The sequence below is a fragment of the Desulfuribacillus stibiiarsenatis genome, assembly GCF_001742305.1.
GTDB classification, from domain to species: Bacteria; Bacillota; Bacilli; order Desulfuribacillales; family Desulfuribacillaceae; genus Desulfuribacillus_A; species Desulfuribacillus_A stibiiarsenatis.
The window spans coordinates 88,349-108,084 of record NZ_MJAT01000039.1; the positions used below are offsets into that span (position 1 = coordinate 88,349).

The window sequence follows — 19,736 nt, forward strand, 5'->3', positions numbered from 1 at the left end:
ATAGGAAGAATCTGTATGACTATATGAAATAAGGGATGAGTCCATGAAATTTATCTATCACTGCAAGCATTGTCATACTGTCATTGACATACTAGAAGCAGATCGAACGATTGAAAAAGACCTTGGATTACAAGATTTATCACAGCAAGAAAAAGACGAACTGTTATACTTTGATGCTGCTGAACAAAGTGTATATGTTCGGACGGTTTGTGATTTTTGTTATGAAGCGATTCAAGCAAATCCAGAGTTAGCATTAGTCGGAAGTCCATTACAATAATTTACGTGCAGGAAGCCGTAGTTCAAACTAAGGCTTTTTGCCGTTTACTACATTTGAGAGGAAACCCATCATGCAGTTTTTATTAGATTATCTTAGGAATGACCAAGATTATCAATCCATTCATAAAGGAATTCAAAAATCAATAGAAGGTCAAATTGCATCGGGCCTTAATGGGTCGCTTAAAACTATCTTTATCGCTACATTACAAAGCGATAATAAGTGCCCTTTTTGCGTGGTTACTCATAATATGAGCCAAGCCCAAAAATTATATGATGATTTGCTAGAGTTTGACCAACAAGGGGTATTTTTATATCCAGGAAACGATTTTTTCATGATGGATTATATCAATCCTAGTCACCATGACAGTTCGCGTCGAATCGAGACACTTCTAGGAATCATAGAACAGCGGGCTAGAATTGTTGTTGCACCTATAAATGCAATTACAAAACCAATCGCCCCGCCTAGTGTGATGTCCATAAGTTATCGGACAATTACCGTAGATGAAGAGCTTCCAATCGATGAATTTGCCCAGTGGTTAATCGAGATTGGTTATTCAAGGGAAGCGAAGGTGGAAGAGCCAGGGCAGTTTAGTGTGCGTGGCGGAATGATTGACTTCTACCCATTTAGTTCTAAAAATCCATACCGAATTGAATTGTTTGATGTACAAATTGATTCGATTCGTGAATACGATGCATCGACGCAACGATCGATTCAATCCGTAAAATCTGTGAACATTTCACCCTGTACAGAATGGCCAATTACCGAGTCCCAATATCAGAATTTAGGAATTATCTTGGAAGAGATGTATCGTAACTATGCTGCGAATCGATCGAAGAAAGATCTTGAAAAGTTTGAAGAGCAATTCCTAGCGGATGTTGGCATGCTTAAAGATGGTGTTGCACCTGATCAAATTGGTAAATATGCGAATCTACTATATAAAAAACCTTATAGTTTACTAGATTACCTAAGCTTAGATACAGTCTTGTCGATTGATGAGCCAGGAAGAATCTTGGAGAAGAATAAAGAAACTGAACGGGAATTCGGAGAATGGGTGCTTTCTTTGATTGAGGCGGGCGCACTGTTGCCAGATGTATTACCTATGTATGATGGAAATAAAGTATTCCAAACCAAGCATCAGAAAGTGTTAATTCCCATGATGTTAAGGAAGTTCCCGATTATTTCCGCGGGAAATATTGTGAGCTTCGTATCGAAATCAGCTCAAGAATTCCATGGGCAAATGCATCTTCTTCAGCAAGAGATGAAACGCTGGAAACAGATGAACTATAAGATTCTTATATTTGTCGCAAATAAAGAGCGTGCTGACCGCGTGCGTAGAATTTTTGCCGATTACCAAATTGAAGGTATCGAGATTCAAGTTGGACAATTACAGAATGGCTTTGAGATGCCTACATTGAAAGTGGTCGTCTTAACCGAAACAGAAATCTTCGGGCAAAAACAGCGCAAAGCAAAGCGCGTATCAACACAAACAAATGCAGAGCGTATTAAAAACTATCAAGAGCTTGAGCCAGGGGATTATGTCGTTCACTTAAATCATGGCATTGGACGTTACCTTGGCATTGAAACCCTTAAAGTCAATGATATTCATCGCGACTACTTGCGCTTGCAATATGCCGGAAATGATTCACTATTTGTACCAATCGACCAAATGGAAATGATTCAAAAGTATGTAGGCAGTGATGATAAATCGCCAAAGCTTTATTCGCTAAACGGTTCGGAATGGAAGCGTACCAAGAGTAAGGTGAAAAAAGCGGTACAAGATATAGCCGATGACTTAATTAAGTTATATGCAGAACGGAAAATGTCACAGGGCCATTCCTTTCACACAGATTCAGAATGGCAAAAAGAGTTTGAAGCTATGTTCCCGTACGATGAAACAGTCGATCAACTGCGATCCATTAGCGAGATTAAGCAAGATATGGAGCAGAGCTATCCTATGGACCGGCTCTTATGTGGTGACGTAGGCTATGGGAAAACTGAAGTCGCGATTCGCGCAGCATTCAAGGCTGTACTTGATGGGAAGCAAGTGGGGATTTTAGTTCCAACGACGATTCTTGCCCAACAACATTTTGAGAACTTTAAAGAGCGCTTTTCTGGATATCCAATTCAAGCAACGGTAATTAGTCGTTTTCGTTCTCGAAAGGAAATCACAGAAAGCTTAAAAGCATTAAAACGCGGTGAGATTGATGTGATTATCGGTACTCATCGACTCTTATCCAAAGATGTAGAGTTTCATGACTTAGGTCTGCTCATCATAGACGAAGAGCAACGGTTCGGTGTCGCTCATAAAGAAAAGATGAAACAAATTAAGAAGAATGTCGATGTCCTTACATTAACGGCGACGCCAATTCCACGTACCCTACATATGTCGCTTTTAGGAGTACGAGATTTGAGCTTAATTGAGACCCCTCCGGAAAACCGTTTTCCTGTAGAAACGTTTGTAATGGAGTATAACCCGATTTTTATCCGTGAAGTAATTGAGCGTGAAATTGGACGAGGTGGCCAAGTTTATTTTGTTCATAACAAAATTGAAGGAATAGAACGCATGGCAGATCAGTTGCAGTCGCTAATCCCTGGATTACGGGTTGCTATAGGTCATGGTCAAATGGGTGAGCAGCAATTAGAAAAAGTGATGCTTGAGTTCCTCGATCGCCAGCACGATGTGCTTGTGAGCACCACTATTATAGAAACGGGTCTTGATATTCCGAATGTCAATACTTTGATTGTCCATGATGCTGATAAAATGGGCTTATCGCAGCTGTATCAGTTAAGAGGTAGGGTTGGCCGATCGAATCGTGTTGCCTACGCATACTTTACGTACAAGAAGGATAAGGTGCTTACCGAGGTAGCGGAAAAAAGGCTACAAGCGATTCGAGAATTCACAGAATTAGGTTCAGGGTTCAAAATCGCAATGCGGGATTTAGCAATTCGTGGTGCGGGTAACTTATTAGGAGCTGAACAGCATGGACATATAGCCGCTGTCGGCTTTGAAATGTACAATCATCTGTTAACAGAGGCGATTGAAGATTTAAAGAAGCAGCATGACGGTGGTGAACATGAAGAGCAGGAAGAAAAGGTAGAACCTCTATTGGAAATGAATTTGAACGCATACATCCCAAGTACGTATATAGAAGACTCGATGCAAAAAGTCGAATTCTACAAAAAGCTTGCACGTGTAAAGGAATTAGAGCAGTCTTTTGAGATAGAAGAAGAGATGATCGACAGATTCGGCCATGTTCCAGAAGAAGTTGAATTATTATTAGCTGTTACAAGAATTAAGAGTTATTGTTACAAATATCGCATCACTCATATTGAACAATTAGGAAATGAAATACATCTAAAGCTACATCCAAGTGAAAATCTAAGAATTGATGGACAGCAGTTATTTGAAAGAGCTTCTCGCTTTGACAGAATTCAGTTGAAGGCAGGTCAATATATCACAGTAGTAGTCGATGTGAAGAAGTTGAAAGATAAAGAGGTAGTTGAAATCTTAGAGAAATGGTTGTATAGTTATGATGGTGTCCAAGTGGGACACAAGCAGCAAGAAAAGAAACAGCAAAGTCAAAAACAAAGAAAAGAAGAGGTGGGCTAATTGAATAATAGAAAGAGAATCCTATTCATAGGCTTAATTGTAATCCTAGCAATTACTTTAGCCGTGGGTTGTGGGAAAAAGACGACATCATTTACAAAAGATCCAAAAGCAACGGAAGGTATGACGTATGAGCAATTTAAGGCTCAATACGATATGGATAAAGTAGTTGCTACGGTCGATGACCAAACAGTTACGTATGGTGAATTATTTCAGCAAATTGAGTTAGAAGAATTATTGTCACCAGGCATTAAAGATTTCATCGTGAAAGACGATACAGGTGTAATCGACGAATTTGCTAAAGATATGGTTGTAAGAAAGCGTGTGTACCAAGATGCGGTAGCTGCTGGTGCGAAAGCGGATGAAGATGAGCTAGAAGCACAGGTATTTGAGTTTACTCATACGAATGAAGATATTACAGGTGAACAGAAACAACAATTAACAGAGTTTGCACGTTTTTACATGACAATTACAGCGTACTTTAACAACATGGTAACAGAGCAAGATAAGAGAGCATATTACGAAGAAAGAGAACATGAATATATTAAGGCATCTGTTAGACATATATTAATTGGCTTTGAAGGACGTACAGAAGCTGAAGCTAAGACATTAGCTGATCAGCTGACACAACGTATTCGTCAAGGTGAAGATATGGCTGCTTTAGCAACAGAATTCACGGAAGACCCAGGTAGTAAAGAAACTGGTGGTTTATATGAGAATCAACCAGTTGGTTCATGGGTAGACGAATTCCGTCAAGCAGCAATTGATTTTGAGATTAATGTAGTGGGCGAGCCAGTAAAAACTGAATACGGTTATCATGTAATGCGCGTAGAAGACCGCAAGAAATATGAGTTTGCGGAAGTGGAAGCAATGCTAACTGACATTTTAGCTCAAGAGAAGTTTAAAGAAGTGGAAGGTCAATTTTATGACCGTGTGGAATTAACAAAATAAATTCAGAACAACAAACAAGAATAATGTAACTAAAGAAGGTCGTACTCTGCTATGGAGATACGATCTTTTTCTTTTTTCACCTGCATCATAAGGACAGGTATATGGAAAAAATTATGTTTATAGGTAAAATGAATAAAACATTTTTGGTGAAGTATACTAAACCTGACAAAAGTTCATAAAAAGTTGTAGTGTATAGATGTTGTTAATACATAGAAATAATCATTCTAGAAAGAGAGGCATAACAGCATGAAAGCAACAGGAATTGTAAGAAGAATTGACGACTTAGGTAGAGTGGTAATTCCAAAAGAAATCAGAAGAACATTACGTATCCGTGAAGGGGATCCTCTGGAAATTTTTGTTGACCGTGATGGCGGTGTGATACTGAAAAAATATTCTCCTATTGGCGAGTTAGGGGACTTTGCAAAGGAATATGTGGAAGCTTTATTCGAAAGTACGGGTCATATTGCTTTAATTAGTGACCGTGACCATGTTATAGCAGTTGCTGGAGCCGCTAAAAAAGATTACATGGACAAAGAAATTGGCGAGATTATTGAAAGCGCTATGGACCAAAGAAAATTAGGTAAAGAATCAGCGGCCAAGGAAGTTGAATTACTTAAGAATTACCAAGAAACATACACGTCTTACGTAATAGCACCAATTATTTCTGGGGGAGATCCAATTGGAACCTTGGTACTAGCTAGTCAAAAGGAAACAAGCAAAATGGGTGATTTAGAGGTAAAACTTGTAGAAACAGGCGCAGCATTTTTAGCGAAGCAAATGGAAAACTAGACGGCCAATTGGTCGTCTTTTTGCTATAGTGAGATTCAGCAATGATAACTTGCAAGCTCACCCTTCGAATGTGCTATAATGTTTTCTGTAATGTGCGTTATGTTGAGGGGAGTCTATCGCTTGAATCAAAAATCATTCGTTAAAGGTGCGGTGATATTAGGAGTTGCTGCATTAATATCAAAAACCATGGGTGGAATTTACCGCATCCCATACCAAAATATTGTAGGAAATGAAGGGTTAGCCCTTTATAACCTAGTGTATCCGATGTATACGACGCTGCTTGTTGTAAGTACTGCTGGATTTCCAATTGCAGTATCAAAATTCGTATCGGAACGACTTGCTATCGGTGATATCAGAGGGGCGGAAAGGGTTTTCCGTATTTCTTTCTTCTTAATGATGATTACAGGATTACTGAGTTTTTCGTTATTATTCTATGGCGCAGAAACGTTAGCCAATCTGACTGGTGATCCCGGTGCGGCTCTATCGATTAAAAGTGTCTCGTTAGCCCTTTTATTAGTTCCTATTATAGCGGTAATACGAGGGTATTTCCAAGGTTGGCAAGAGATGATGCCTACAGCAGTGTCCCAGGTCTTTGAACAGCTTATACGAGTCATTACCATAATTGTTCTTGCATACATGCTGATACAGGTATCTGTAGAATATGCAGCAGCTGGAGCTGTATTTGGCGCATTTACGGGCGCTGTACTGTCAGTGCTGATTCTGGGGTATTATTATATCCGTCACCGGAAAGTCGTTACATACCATTTGCAGAGGCAAACAAAATCGTTTGCCCAAGAGCCTTTCGGGGAATTGCTACGCAAGCTTACCTATTATGCACTTCCTATATGCTTTGGCACCCTTGTGCTGCCCTTATTTAATCTAGCGGATAGCTATACAGTCATCAATGTACTTCAGAACTCTGGCATGGAAAGTCTAGATGCGCGATACATGTTTGGTGTATATTCTAAGGCGTTACCGCTCGTGCAAATTTCGGCCTTATTTGCTACCTCATTGTCGCTAGCCTTAATACCATCGATTTCAGAGGCAAAGTCACTACAACAAGAACACATTATTAAACGAAGAACGTCCTTTGCTCTACGGTTAACGGTGATTGTTGGATTGCCGGCAGCTTTTGGCCTAGCAGTCCTTGCAAAGCCCTTGAACTTAGCGTTATTCAATGAAGTGATCGGGTCTGATGTCATCATGGTATTATCCTTTGCGACGATATTTAGCACATTGGAGATTACTTCATCAGGAATATTACAAGGAATAGGCGAATCAAAGCTTCCAGCCAAGAACTTATTTGTTGGTTTTATCTTTAAGGTTGCTTTGAATTTGCTACTGATTTCGTATATTGGGATTATGGGAGCGGCTATTGCCACAATTGTTGCATATTTTATAGCGTTATACTTGAACTTAAGGGATTTACGAATCCATGCCAAGACGGAGTATCGATGGATGGAGTTAGCAGTTAAGCCATTAACAGCGGCACTAATTATGACGTTTTTTGTAGCTGCAGTAGTATATGGGATGACACCTTGGATGGAAAGTTATTTCTCCTTGCGTATTGCGCATTTAATCGTATCGGTGATAGGAATTCTTGTCGGACTGATTGCGTACGGCATCGCTATAATAGTCACGAAAACATTGTCTTTTGAAGAGATAGAAACTGTACCAAAAATCGGGCCTGCGATTCTGAGACTTACCTCTAGGTTACCATTTTTAAAACGATAGGAGTGTACGAATGGATACTAAAATCTTTGTCATGGGTTTAGGGGCAGGATCAATTGACGCCCTTACAGTACGTGCATATCAACTGCTGAAAGCTGGTTACCCAATTTTCTTGCGTACGGAGCGACATCCGGTCGTACAGTTATTACATGATGAGAATATTTTGTACGAGTGTTTTGATGCTATTTATGATCAAGCGGACAACTTTGATGAGGTATATGAGACGATTGTGAGTAAACTAATGGCCTTTGCTCAAGAGTCACAATCACCAATTGTTTACGCGGTACCAGGACATCCGATGGTTGCAGAACGCAGTGTGAAATTATTGCGAGCACAGTCAGAGAAATCCGGTATACCACTGGAAATCATCAGTAGTAGCAGTTTCTTAGATGATATGTTTAGTGCACTCTCCGTCGATCCGAATGAAGGATTTCTATTATTAGACGGATTGGATTTTGATGAGACGAAATTGGACAGCCGATTTCACACCATTATCACGCAAGTGTATAGTCCGCAAGTTGCATCAGATGTGAAGCTTGTGCTAATGGATTATTATCCGGAGAACACCGAGGTAGCAGTAATCCGTGGTGCCGGAGTGCAGGGGCTTGAGCAAGTCTGGAGAGTTCCAATTTATGAAATGGACCGTATTCAGGAAATTGATCATCTCACTGCTGTATACATAGCACCGGGAAATGATAAAGAGCAGAATAAGAGCTTTGGAAAGTTAGTCGATATCGTAAAGCGTCTCCGTGGCCCAGGCGGTTGCCCATGGGATCAAGAGCAGACCCACGAGTCCATTCGCAGCTATCTGATTGAAGAGACATATGAAGTATTAGAGGCACTAGATAGCGGTGATATGGAGCATTTTGCCGAAGAACTCGGTGACCTGCTCCTACACGTCGTAATGCATGCGCAAATCGCTAAGGATGAAGGGAACTTCTCAATCTTTCAAGTCGTAGAATCAATTTCTGAGAAGATGATTCGTAGGCATCCCCATGTATTCCATGAAACAATGGTCGGAAATGTGGAAGATGTCCTACATAATTGGGATGAAATTAAGAAAAAAGAAAAACAGAAGAAAGACGGCGAGAAAGCACCGAGTGTCTTAGATGGCATCCCGAAAGGACTGCCTATGCTTATGTATTCGTATAAGCAGCAGAAGAAGGCAGCAAAGGTAGGGTTTGATTGGGATCAAGAAGAACAAGTTTGGGAAAAGGTTGAAGAAGAACTGAACGAATTAAGATTGGCAAAAGGTGAGGAACGCGCTGACGAACTCGGGGATGTGCTATATGCGATTGTCAATTTAGCGAGATTTATGAAAATTGACCCAGAGGATGCCTTACATCGCACCTGTCTTAAATTCTCTCAAAGGTTCCAATACATCGAGCAAAAACTGGAAGAAAAAGGTTTGGAATTTTCAGAGGTTAGTCTTGATTGGATGGAAGAACAGTGGCAAAAAGCAAAAAAAATATAAGATTTTATAAAAATTTGCATAAAATCGCGGAAATATAGACTTTTTTTGGTTTAAAAAGCAGGAGTTTTAGCTATAATAACGAATATGAAAAATGGATACATAATTAAGGAGGTTTTCATTTATGAATAAAGTAGAATTAGTGAATCAAATGGTAGAGAGCACTGGCCTTAAAAAGAAGGATGTAGAAGCAGCATTAAATAGCTTTATTGAAACTGTAGGCGATGCATTAGCTAAAGGTGATAAAGTTCAATTAATCGGTTTCGGAACATTCGAAACTCGTGAGCGTGCAGCACGTTCTGGTAGAAACCCACAAACAGGTGCTACTATTACAATTCCAGCTGCAAAGGTTCCAGCATTCAAAGCAGGGGCAAAGTTAAAAGAAGCTGTTAAGTAAGGTATGAGGTTAGACAAGTTTCTGAAGGTTTCTAGGTTGATTAAACGGCGAACATTAGCAAAAGAAGTTTGTGACCAAGGCCGCATTGAGATTAATGAACGCGCGGCGAAAGCTAGCACTGAAGTGAAAGCCAATGATCTTATAACGATACGTTTTGCTAGAAAAGTAATCGTTGCTAAAGTTTGTTCGATCCGAGAATCTGCTAGTAAATCTGATGCAGAGCAAATGTATGAAATTATTAAAGAAGAATCAATAGCTGCTCCAGAGGATGCCTTCTGGAGTAACGAACCCCTTTTATAAAAAAGGGGTTTTTTAGTTCTAATATAGACAAACCCTCATACAATGAAAATAAAGGACAAAGTATGAGGAGGAAGTAAACATGGATATTTATCAGAAGAAAGTTGATAAGCCATTTGATAGACACGAAATAAAAATTGTAAATCGCAAACTACTAGAAGTAACAGGGGTAATGAACATTGAAAGCTTTGATAGCCAGGAGTTCTTACTACAAACATCGCAAGGTTATCTAGCGGTACGTGGAGAAAACTTGCATATTCGCAACTTAAACTTAGAAGAGGGTCTAGTATCTATCGAAGGTAATGTCTTTGATATGGGTTATATTGATGAATCCATTACACCTAGCGAAAAAGCCAAAGGTTTTTTTAGCAAATTGTTTAAGTAAAATGAGGTGCTAATGTGGACTTTCAAGCACAATACCAAGTTTTATTGTGGATGACTTTTTTGGGTATAGCGATGGGTGCAATATTTGAGGCATATCGCGTCTGCCATAGTAAGTTTAAGTTCAAGCGATATGTATTGCACTTTCTCGATACCTGTTACTGGGTCACTGCAGCACTAGCTGCATTTGTTATCTTGTATACTAAGGCTGCTGGAGAAATACGCGTATATAGCCTTATGGCAATCGTGATGGGTGCTATCATACATCAGTACACGTTACGAAACTGGACCGTTCGCATTACGAACTCCATTATAAAAATTGTCAATACGATTTTTAAAGCATTGACTTGGCTGATTATGAACTTTATCGTTCGTCCAGCTTTATTTTTATGGAAAGTACTATTATTTATCTGGCTTCAAGTGCAGAAAGTTTGGAAATTACTGCTTATTATTGGAACAACACTTGTGGGATTCTTCTTAGGTGTGGTAAACTGGATTGTACTAAGGGCTACAAACCTGTTCAAAAAAAAGAAGTGAGCGTGGTTTCCATGTATCGTCCAATGAAAGAAGACCATACCAATAGTATGCAAGGGCCTCGTCGTTCTTCCATTCATTCGAATGAAAAAACGAGCAGTTGGTTTGGCAATCTCCCGAAATGGAAGAAGCTTATTCTTACTGGGTTCATTATTTACTTGTTGTTTATCGCAAGAGGGGTGTACCATCAAGAGAAGATGATTAGCCTAAAGGATGCGGAAGTTCAACAATTAGAGCAACAGTTACACAGTATAAAGAGCGAGCATGAAGATTTACAGGGACGAGTTGATCGCTTACATGATGAAGACTACATAGCTGAGCTTGCAAGGCAAAACTACTATTTATCGAAGCCTGGAGAGATACTTTTTATAGTTCCCAAAGCTGCAGATAATGATTAGATTCCCAAGGTCTATGTTGACACTGTTTTTGCCCTTCAAGTATAATAGTAATGATGATTTGTTAAGATTTTAAGGAGGAACACATTATTTATGACAATCGAAGTGGGCAGCAAAATTGAAGGCAAAGTAACAGGGATTACTAATTTTGGAGCGTTTGTTGAACTGCCAGGAGGAACCACAGGACTTATTCATATTTCAGAAATTGCTGAAGACTATGTGAAGGACGTCAATGAACACCTGAAGCTCAACGACAAAGTACTAGTGAAAGTTATTAATGTCGATGACAAAGGGAAAATTGGTTTATCGATTAAACAAGCGGTAAATCGTCCAAAACCTCAGCAACAACGCAGAATCCCTCAAATCTCTATGGATGATAAGATTAATCAGTTCTTTAAAGATAGCGAGGAGAAACTAGCTGCCATTAAAAGAAATCAGGAATCAAAGCGTGGAGGCCGAGGATTTAAACGATAGTATCAACAGGCTAGCGCACACGTTAGATTATTATTGATATAATTCATATGAAAAAGCGCCACTATTGATAGTGGCGCTTTTGGTATTAACATCTTTATTTGATGGTAGCAGTATCAATCATTTCGCTATAAGGTGAGTGTACTTTTCGCATCGCAACCCCGGCTTTTTGGAACAACTCTATCGCGTACTCCGAATTTTTATAATCCTTCTCCCAATACACGCCTTTGATTCCCGCTTGAATTAAAGCTTTTGCACAGTTTAGACAAGGAAAATGTGTCACATAAACCTCTGCTTCTTCTGTTGATACACCGAATTTCGCGCACTGCAATAGTGCGTTGATTTCGGCATGAATCGTCCGTACACAATGATTATCAACGACCTTGCAACCAACATCAATACAATGTTCATCACCTATGATCGACCCATTATATCCTCCAGCAATCGTCCTTCTGTCTTTGACAATGACAGCGCCGACAGACAATCTCTCACACGTGCTACGCAATGCTAGTATTTTCGCTTGGGTCATAAAGTACTCGTCCCAAGAAATTCGTTCTCCCATGATAACACTCCTCTAAAATCTATGGTTTTTCGACGAATAGGAACAGAAAAATTTTGTAATTAAGGTTTATTATACACACAATCGCGTGCAATATGAATACAAAATAATCCATGGTAACAACGTTCACTCAGTAAAACCGTTGCTTTAACAGCTGACGAAGGTTAATGCGACAACGGAGAGATTTGTCGTAAAAAAGTTGTGTTGCGTTTACGGATTATGACAAATTTTTATATAGGCACCTACTATAATGGGGATTACCATAAAGTTTGAGGGGTGTAAACATGTACGCAAGTGATGCAAAAAAAGATTGGACAAAGAATGGATTGAAAAAAATACAACTTTGGCAGCAGGGGATCAAAGAAAGGTGGAAATTCTTATGGCAGAGCTCTTTATTTACCTATATTGTTGGATTTCTATTAGGCAAGGCCTTAATTCTAGATAATTTAGCGCCATTTGCAATCGCTTTTTTTGCAGTCATCATGATGCGCAGACCAAAATCAGTGACGCCTTTAGCACTCGTAATATCCTTGGGTGCCATGACGGTTAGCTGGCAGCATACAATCTTTGTTGGCGGAACGATTGCGATCCTGATTTGTATGCACAGTTACTTAGAGAAGAAAGGGTTGCAGGAGATGTCCTTACTCCCCTACCAAGTACTATTGGCCACTCTATCGAGTAAGGTGATTGCTCTATACGGATTAACAGAATTGTCGAATTACACGTTTGTCATGGCGGTATTAGAAAGCTTTCTTGCACTTCTTCTAACGCTAATCTTTACGCAAGCAGTACCTATTGTAATTGGTAGAATGACCCCAAGAATTCTTAAGAACGAAGAAATCGTTTGTGCTTTTATACTGATTGCCTCAATTTTAGTAGGCACATCAAATTGGGTATGGCAAGGCGTTCATGTCGATCAGATTCTTGGTGGACTTGCAATCATTCTATTAGCGTATGCTGGTGGTGCTGGCATAGGTGCAGCCATCGGCGTAGTGATTGGGCTGATTATGAGCTTGGCGAACCCAATTGCAATCAGTCAAATTGGAACGTTTGCTTTTGCAGGCTTGTTGGCTGGTCTTCTTCGTGAAGGTAAAAAACTTGCTGTGATGCTTGGATATTTTATCGGCTATATGACCTTGTCCATCTATATGCGACCAGGAGCAGATTTATTACCAATATTTGTAGAAATATTTAGCGTCTTCTTCCTCTTTTCGATCACACCAAAATCTTTAATCGATTATATTACAGGACTCATACCGGGAACGTCCGTCAATATGTGGAATCAGAACGAATATAAGAACAAAGTGAAAGAACTAGTAGCAGAAAAAGTAGATCGATACGGGATTATGCTTCAAGAACTATCGACTACCTTTGAAATGAAAAAAACAAAGCATAATCAAGAGGAGGACTTTCAAAAACTTATTCAACATGTTGCACAGGTGGGCTGTCAAAGGTGTGCACGTCATGAACGTTGCTGGAAGGAAGAATTCTACCAAACTTATCAGAGTTTTGTGGATGTATTTATTCGACTAGAATCGAAAGAAGTACTGGAGGCTCGTAATCTTCCAAAAGGAATCATCAATAAATGTATTGATAAAAAGAATCTCGTAGCAGTATTGAACCACGAATTTGAGTTGTTCCAAAAAGAATATTATTGGAAAGAGCAAATTGCAGAGTGCAGAGGGCTTTTGGCTGAGCAATTAAAAGGAATATCACAAGTAATGGATGACTTATCAAAGGAAATTGCGAAAGAAGGATTGGAATTTTCGAAACAGGAAGTAGAAATTAGCCGTGCTATGGAAAAGCTCGGACTCGCCATTCAACACACGCAAATTATTAACTTAGATCAAGGCAATATCGATATTCGAGTGACGAAGAATGGTTGCCGACAAAAAGATGAGTGTGAAAAACTGCTAGCACCTATGATTACTGATATTGTAGGAGAAAATGTGACAGTAAAAAGCAGAAAGGGCTGTAGCTGTAGCGACGGGGAATGTACCCTAGTGCTAGCATCTGCACCAGTATATGACATTGAGTATGGGTTTGTATCAATCGGTAAAGGGGGAACTTTTATTTCTGGCGATAGTTATGAGGGTGTTGATCTTGGGAACGGCAAGTATGTATTAGCAATTAGTGATGGCATGGGGAACGGCAAACGGGCCCGAGAAGAGAGCCAAGCAGCGATTAAGTTATTAACAACGTTATTACAGGCAGGATTATCGGAGGATACTGCCATAAAGACGGTAAACGCAGCGCTTATGCTACGCTCTTCAGAAGATATGTTCGCAACCCTAGACTTATCTTTTATCAATCTCTTTACAGGTGAGACTAAGTTTATGAAGGTTGGTTCATCTCCTAGTTTTATTAAATCGAAAGACACAGTTGATGTTGTAAATGGCAGAAGCTTACCTGTGGGAATCCTGCAGGATATTCAATGTTCAATCGAAAGAAAGGCGTTAAAGCAAGGAGATATTATACTGATGGTATCCGATGGGATACTAGATTCAATTCGTCATGTAAATGATAAAGAGGACTGGTTAAAAAGAATTTTGGCACAGATTTCTTGTAAAGACCCACAAGAAATTGCAGATACCATCGTAGAGAAAGTAATGAGACATAATAATAATGAGGTTGTAGACGATACCACAGTGCTTGTTGCCAGAATTAAGCATTATCAATGTGATTGGAGCTCTATACAGGTGCCTGGGGTGGAGAAGTTCACCACGAGCATGTCTGCGTAAGTCTACTTCGTGTAAGTTATTAAAATAGTGGCAACTCTATGAAACTATTAAAAATGTATAGAAATAGTAAAACTGGACATAATGGGATACCAAAGGACGATGGAGGTGTCTCATATGGCAGAATTAAAGCAGGTTTTATTAATAACAGATGGATGTTCAAACGTTGGAGCTGATCCAGTAGAAGTCGCTCGCGATTTAGCTCGTCAAGGCATTACGGTCAATGTAATAGGAATCATAGATTATGGCATGATTGGTGAGAAGGGAATCGCGGAAGTACAATCCATAGCACAAGCGGGCGGTGGAATTTGTGAAGTAGTAAAAAGCCAAGACTTGAGCTATACAGTACAAGCGGTAACACAGCAAGCGATGACTATGACAATTGAACATGTTGTCAATCGTCAGTTAAACCAAATGCTAGGCAGCAATCGTGGACTTCAAGCTTTATCACCAGAAGGGCGCGGCGAAGTAGTGGAATGGATGGAAGATTTAAGCGAACAAACCCCGTTAAAGATTATACTACTCATTGATGTAAGTGCTAGTATGAAACAAAAGATGAAAAATGTAGAAGAAGCAATTTATAACTTATCACTTAGCTTGCAAGCAAGATCGGGACCAAGTGAAATAGCCGTCCTCGCGTTCCCTGGCAACGTACAAGACCCTACGAGAACAATCTCTACCTTTACAAGAGAGCCAGGATTAGTTGTAGAGTTGTGCTCTACTTTGCAAGCGCAAGGGGCGACGCCAACGGGTCCAGCGTTAATGGAGGTACAGGAAATATTCGGAACAAGTCATCGTGGCGAGCTAGCAGATTATGTTATGTAAAGTCGATGAACTACAGCTCCGATTTGGGGAAGTTGTGACTGGTTGCTGGAGTAAATCTTCTTACCGAGTGATTCGCGAACTCGGCCGCGGCGCAATTGGGGTCGTATATTTAGTAGAAAACTTAAATAATAATCAAGTGTGTGCGATGAAGATTGCACCATCGATGCAAAATATAGTAGCTGAATATAATCGTCTACGAAAGATACAAAAAGAGGTTCAAAGCCAGCACTTTGGACCTCTTTTATATGAATTAGATGATATAGTAGAGGCACAAGTAAAATATTATTATTATACAATGGAATATATTGAAGGAAGTTCATTGGTTGACAAGCACCGCAACATGACCTTTGATACAAAAGTCCAATCTCTTCAGGAAATTCTAACATATTTACATACGTTGCATCAGAAGCAGTATATTTTTGCTGATTTGAAACCAGAGAATATTCTAATTGAAAATAAAACCGAAAAGATCCGTTTTATCGATTTTGGCGGAGTCGTATCCGTGGGGAAGATGGTAAAACAATATTCTGATTTATATGATCGTGGATCATGGCGTATGGGGAGTCGTAAGGCAGACCTCCAATATGATATATTTGCCTTTGGAATCATTATGATGCAGATGTTCACAAAGCCAGACCATCTCACAAATGCAATAAAAAATACACTGCCGATTTATGCCCTATATGATATAATACACAAGGAATTGGCCCCTTCATTAAAAGTGATTGGTATAAAATTGTTTTCTGAAAAATATAACTCAGCAGACGATGTCCGTAAGGACATACAGAGCTATGTAATTGACAAAAAAGTAATTCAGAATCCTACGAGTTCTACACTCAGGCAAGCGAAGGCTGTAAACGCTTCACAATCAATCAAGGTAACGACATTTTCAATCAAACGAGGATTTCAATGGAACTGGATTGATGGTGCTTTTTGGGCATCCTTCGTTTTTATGGTTGGAAGTCTGATGTTATTTTTCATATAAAGAAAACTTAGTTCAGACGGAGTTTTTACTCCACCGGAGCTCTAGTTGCACTTATTCCGAAGCTTGGCGGCAATTATCGCCCACTTCATAAGTGGGAGTATTAGTTAACGCCGCTGAGATAGAACAGGAGGAAGATCATGGAGACTGCTTACGATTTTGATAAAGCGTTAGAGATATCGAAACTAGCGGGAAAAATCATGCTATATGCAGGCGCAGAAACGTATCGTGTGGAGGATACGATTATCCGAGTCGCAAGTGCATGTGGTATGGAAGCAGATAGCTATGTGACTCCTACTGGATTTTTCATTACACTACATAGAGAGAAAGAAACAGAATCGGCAATCGTTCGCATCAAATACAGAACGATAGATTTAAATAAAGTGAGTCTAGTGAATGGTGTATCGCGTGATTTATCGACTGGACGGATTAATCCGGATCAAGCGCTAGAAAGATTAAAGGAAATTGCAAATCTGCCATCTGAGTATTCACAGTCCTTCATTAACATTAGTGCAGGGGTGGCGAGTGGGGGTTTTGCTTATTTATTTGGTGGGAATCTGTTTGACGTTATGGCGGCAAGTCTTGCAGGGACACTCGTTAATATAGCGGTAAATTTTTTCACAAAAAGACAAGCAGTGATTTTCCTAGCAACTTTTCTAGCGGCACTTGTCGCAGGAAGTACGGCAGTGCTAAGTATAACCATTGGCTTAGGAACCCAACTAGACAAAATTATTATAGGTGCAATCATGCCACTCTTACCTGGTGTTGTACTAACGAATGCAGTGCGGGATATGATTGCTGGGGATCTGGTGTCAGGGGTCGCGCGGTTAGCAGAAGCATTGTTAATTGCATCAGCAATCGCAGCAGGCATAATTGTTATATTGTCGATGGTGATTTAAGGAGGTAACTGCTAGGTGGAGATGTTGTTAGAAGTTTTCTTTGCATTTCTTGCGAGTGCAGGTTTTGCGATACTTTTCCAAGCACCGAAATCCTGTTTATTCGCTGGAGGGATGATAGGAACCGGTGGATGGATTTCATACCGATTATTAGCATTAGTCGGAGTACCCAATATTTTAACACTGTTTTTCGCGGCAATCGTAGTAGCGGCTTTAAGTGAATGGATGGCCCGGGTATTTAAGGTGCCTGTGACGGTATTCGCTGTATCAGGGATTATTCCGCTTGTACCGGGAAGCATTGCCTATTCTACGATGTACAATTTTGCCAGGGGGAATTATATAGAAGGACTGGCATTAGGAGCGAAGACGTTTCTGACGGCTGGTGCAATAGCAGCAGGGCTAGTGTTTGTTGGGGCTTTAGCTAGAATTGTGAAATATCAAGGAGACCAAAAGCATGGCGAATCCATTGCCGATAACAATACGAAATAATGTTCTCGAGCTAGCGAATCAAGCAGTTGTTGTGGGAGTGTCAGGGGGCCCTGATTCGATGGCGCTGCTAGATGTCCTACAATCGCTAAAGGAAGAATTAAACATCCATAGTATTGTTGCACATCTAGAACATGGCTTTAGAGGTCAAGAGAGTATTGAGGATGCAAAATATGTCGAGCAATATTGCCTAAAATATGGCCTGACGTTTGAGATGAAATCTGTTAACATGCCATTTCTTATCGAACAACGCAAAGGCTCTTCCCAAGAGGAATCGAGACGGGAGCGATATCAGTGGTTTCGCGAAATCGCGAAAAAATATCATGCGAAATATGTCTTATTAGGTCATCATGCCGATGATCAGGTAGAGACTGTGCTTATGCGGTTGTTGCAAGGTACTTCGCTAGATGGTCTATCGGGTATGGCAGTCAAACGTCACTGGAATGGGCTGACGATAGTCCGCCCGATGCTGTTTGTCAGTAAGGAAGATATTGAAGCATACTGTAAAGAGCAAGGAATCCAGCCAAGGCGGGACCCATCCAATGCAACGAACAAGTATTTACGCAACAAAGTTAGGAATCATTTAATTCCTTTATTAGAACAGGAATATAATCCGAAGGTAAAGGATGCAATCTTAAATCTTGTAGAGCTAGGGAAAGAAGAAAATGATTATATGCAAACCCTAGCATTGAATAGCCTTAAAGGTCTCTTAGAGGAAGAAAAGCAAGGGAAGTTTTATAAAGTGAATCGAAATGGCTTAATTAATGTTCCTTTACCTTTACAAAGAAGAGTTATTTTACTAATATTATATTATCTTCAAAAGTCCACTAGGTTTGAGAAGAGACACGTCGATATCCTATTACGCTGGATTGCTACTCCTGAATCAGGAGGAATCTTGCAGTTGCCAGGGACAGTGAAAGTGATTCGCGAGGCAGAAGCGATAATCTTTACTACATACGTACATTCCAAGCCAGGAATTGGGGCAATAGAAGCGAGTACGGATTCACAGGTAGTATTACCCTCGGGAAGTCGCATAGAATTTCACGTGTTTGACTATGAGACAGCACGACGAATCAAACCGACACGTAATCTCGTCTTATTTGATTGGGAAATGCTCAAGGAAAAACGATTAACCGTGCGAAGTCGTATCGATGGTGATCGAATGTCTATTTGGGGTATGGAAGGCAGTAAAAAGGTGAAGGATATTCTAATAGATGCGAAAGTACCTGCTCATCAACGCGAGAGCATCCCATTGATAGTATCAGAAGAAGAAATTATATGGGCGGCAGGTGTACGTCGAAGCTCAAAAGCACCAGTTACGGATGATACGAAGAACGTTTTATGCATACAATACATAGAGTGAGGTTTCAGGAGGCCATTATGCGAAATGACGTATTAGAAGTCGTACTATCAGAAGAAGAGATTCAGAACAAGATTATCGAATTAGGAAAGCAAATTAGCAAAGACTACGAAGGTAAGAATCCGCTAGCTATATGTGTGTTAAAGGGCGCGGTTATGTTTATGGGGGATTTGTTGAAACGTATCGAAACAGACGTTGAAATTGACTTCATGGCAGTTTCTTCTTACGGTTCTTCTACTGAGTCTTCGGGTGTCGTTAAGATTGTCAAAGACTTAGACACGGAAGTGGCAGGCAGGCACGTATTAATCGTAGAGGATATCATAGATAGTGGGCTGACATTATCGTATCTTAGTGACATGTTACATAGAAGAAATTGCGCATCGTTAAAAATCGTCACACTACTGGATAAACCACACCGTAGAAAGGTTGATTTACATATTGATTATCGCGGCTTTGAAGTCGAGGATGCCTTCTTGGTTGGATATGGGTTAGACTATGGAGAGAAATATCGTAATGTGCCGTTTATCTTTATTCCAAAGCCTGAGGTGTACTCATAGGGTTTACTGATAAAGAGGCTGTGTTCAGATAC

At 40.0% G+C, this 19,736-nt stretch carries 20 protein-coding genes; 19 read left to right on the forward strand and 1 reads right to left on the reverse strand.

Going from position 1 to position 19,736, the window contains the following annotated elements:
* Positions 1-43: 43 nt before the first annotated feature.
* The 12 genes from BHU72_RS14415 (at position 44) to BHU72_RS14470 (ending at position 11,304) form a co-directional block, all read left to right on the forward strand.
* Positions 44-277 (forward strand): anti-sigma-F factor Fin, encoded by a 234-nt coding sequence (locus BHU72_RS14415; RefSeq protein ID WP_069703324.1) that lies wholly within the window; start codon positions 44-46, stop codon positions 275-277.
* Between the two features lie 70 nt (positions 278-347).
* Positions 348-3,887 (forward strand): transcription-repair coupling factor, encoded by a 3,540-nt coding sequence (mfd, locus tag BHU72_RS14420; RefSeq protein WP_069703325.1) that lies wholly within the window; start codon positions 348-350, stop codon positions 3,885-3,887.
* A complete protein-coding gene (locus BHU72_RS14425) occupies positions 3,888-4,835 on the forward strand; it encodes a peptidylprolyl isomerase (RefSeq protein ID WP_069703326.1) in 948 nt (315 codons plus the stop codon).
* 246 nt (positions 4,836-5,081) lie between these two features.
* Entirely contained in the window at positions 5,082-5,624 is a 543-nt protein-coding gene (gene spoVT / locus BHU72_RS14430; protein WP_069703327.1) for a stage V sporulation protein T, read from the forward strand.
* Between the two features lie 120 nt (positions 5,625-5,744).
* Positions 5,745-7,358, forward strand: coding sequence for a putative polysaccharide biosynthesis protein (locus BHU72_RS14435; RefSeq protein ID WP_176720506.1), 1,614 nt, complete (start codon positions 5,745-5,747; stop codon positions 7,356-7,358).
* Between the two features lie 10 nt (positions 7,359-7,368).
* Positions 7,369-8,829: a bifunctional methyltransferase/pyrophosphohydrolase YabN gene (gene yabN, locus BHU72_RS14440; RefSeq protein WP_069703328.1), complete on the forward strand. Its 1,461-nt coding sequence runs from the start codon at positions 7,369-7,371 to the stop codon at positions 8,827-8,829.
* 121 nt (positions 8,830-8,950) lie between these two features.
* The gene (locus BHU72_RS14445) at positions 8,951-9,223 is read left to right on the forward strand and encodes an HU family DNA-binding protein (RefSeq protein ID WP_069703329.1); all 273 of its coding nucleotides are present in this window, start codon (positions 8,951-8,953) and stop codon (positions 9,221-9,223) included.
* A gap of 3 nt (positions 9,224-9,226) precedes the next feature.
* Entirely contained in the window at positions 9,227-9,523 is a 297-nt protein-coding gene (locus BHU72_RS14450; protein ID WP_069703330.1) for an RNA-binding S4 domain-containing protein, read from the forward strand.
* Positions 9,524-9,602: 79 nt separating this feature from the next.
* The gene (gene yabP, locus BHU72_RS14455) at positions 9,603-9,905 is read left to right on the forward strand and encodes a sporulation protein YabP (protein ID WP_069703331.1); all 303 of its coding nucleotides are present in this window, start codon (positions 9,603-9,605) and stop codon (positions 9,903-9,905) included.
* Between the two features lie 14 nt (positions 9,906-9,919).
* The gene (gene yabQ / locus BHU72_RS14460) at positions 9,920-10,438 is read left to right on the forward strand and encodes a spore cortex biosynthesis protein YabQ (RefSeq protein WP_069703332.1); all 519 of its coding nucleotides are present in this window, start codon (positions 9,920-9,922) and stop codon (positions 10,436-10,438) included.
* 11 nt (positions 10,439-10,449) lie between these two features.
* Positions 10,450-10,833: an FtsB family cell division protein gene (locus BHU72_RS14465; RefSeq protein ID WP_069703333.1), complete on the forward strand. Its 384-nt coding sequence runs from the start codon at positions 10,450-10,452 to the stop codon at positions 10,831-10,833.
* A 90-nt stretch (positions 10,834-10,923) separates the two neighbouring features.
* Complete coding sequence (locus BHU72_RS14470; protein ID WP_069703334.1) at positions 10,924-11,304, forward strand: S1 domain-containing RNA-binding protein; 381 nt, start codon at positions 10,924-10,926, stop codon at positions 11,302-11,304.
* 94 nt (positions 11,305-11,398) lie between these two features.
* On the opposite strand, the gene BHU72_RS14475 is transcribed toward BHU72_RS14470, so the two are convergent.
* Positions 11,399-11,863, reverse strand: a complete 465-nt coding sequence (locus BHU72_RS14475) for a ComE operon protein 2 (protein ID WP_069703335.1) — start codon at positions 11,861-11,863, stop codon at positions 11,399-11,401.
* Between the two features lie 281 nt (positions 11,864-12,144).
* On the opposite strand from BHU72_RS14475, the gene spoIIE reads away from it, so the two are divergent.
* The 7 genes from spoIIE (at position 12,145) to hpt (ending at position 19,704) form a co-directional block, all read left to right on the forward strand.
* Positions 12,145-14,601 carry a stage II sporulation protein E gene (gene spoIIE / locus BHU72_RS14480; protein ID WP_083248507.1) on the forward strand — a complete coding sequence of 819 codons (2,457 nt, stop codon included), beginning with the start codon at positions 12,145-12,147 and terminating at the stop codon, positions 14,599-14,601.
* Between the two features lie 114 nt (positions 14,602-14,715).
* Positions 14,716-15,423, forward strand: coding sequence for a vWA domain-containing protein (locus BHU72_RS14485; RefSeq protein ID WP_069703336.1), 708 nt, complete (start codon positions 14,716-14,718; stop codon positions 15,421-15,423).
* Positions 15,413-16,408 carry a protein kinase domain-containing protein gene (locus tag BHU72_RS14490; RefSeq protein ID WP_069703337.1) on the forward strand — a complete coding sequence of 332 codons (996 nt, stop codon included), beginning with the start codon at positions 15,413-15,415 and terminating at the stop codon, positions 16,406-16,408. Before BHU72_RS14485 ends, BHU72_RS14490 begins: the two co-directional genes overlap by 11 nt.
* A 137-nt stretch (positions 16,409-16,545) precedes the next feature.
* A complete protein-coding gene (locus tag BHU72_RS14495) occupies positions 16,546-17,304 on the forward strand; it encodes a threonine/serine exporter family protein (protein WP_069703338.1) in 759 nt (252 codons plus the stop codon).
* A gap of 21 nt (positions 17,305-17,325) precedes the next feature.
* Complete coding sequence (locus BHU72_RS14500) at positions 17,326-17,790, forward strand: threonine/serine exporter family protein (RefSeq protein ID WP_069703371.1); 465 nt, start codon at positions 17,326-17,328, stop codon at positions 17,788-17,790.
* Positions 17,756-19,150, forward strand: coding sequence for a tRNA lysidine(34) synthetase TilS (tilS, locus tag BHU72_RS14505; RefSeq protein WP_069703339.1), 1,395 nt, complete (start codon positions 17,756-17,758; stop codon positions 19,148-19,150). Before BHU72_RS14500 ends, tilS begins: the two co-directional genes overlap by 35 nt.
* Positions 19,151-19,167: 17 nt before the next feature.
* The gene (gene hpt, locus BHU72_RS14510) at positions 19,168-19,704 is read left to right on the forward strand and encodes a hypoxanthine phosphoribosyltransferase (protein ID WP_069703340.1); all 537 of its coding nucleotides are present in this window, start codon (positions 19,168-19,170) and stop codon (positions 19,702-19,704) included.
* Positions 19,705-19,736: the final 32 nt, after the last annotated feature.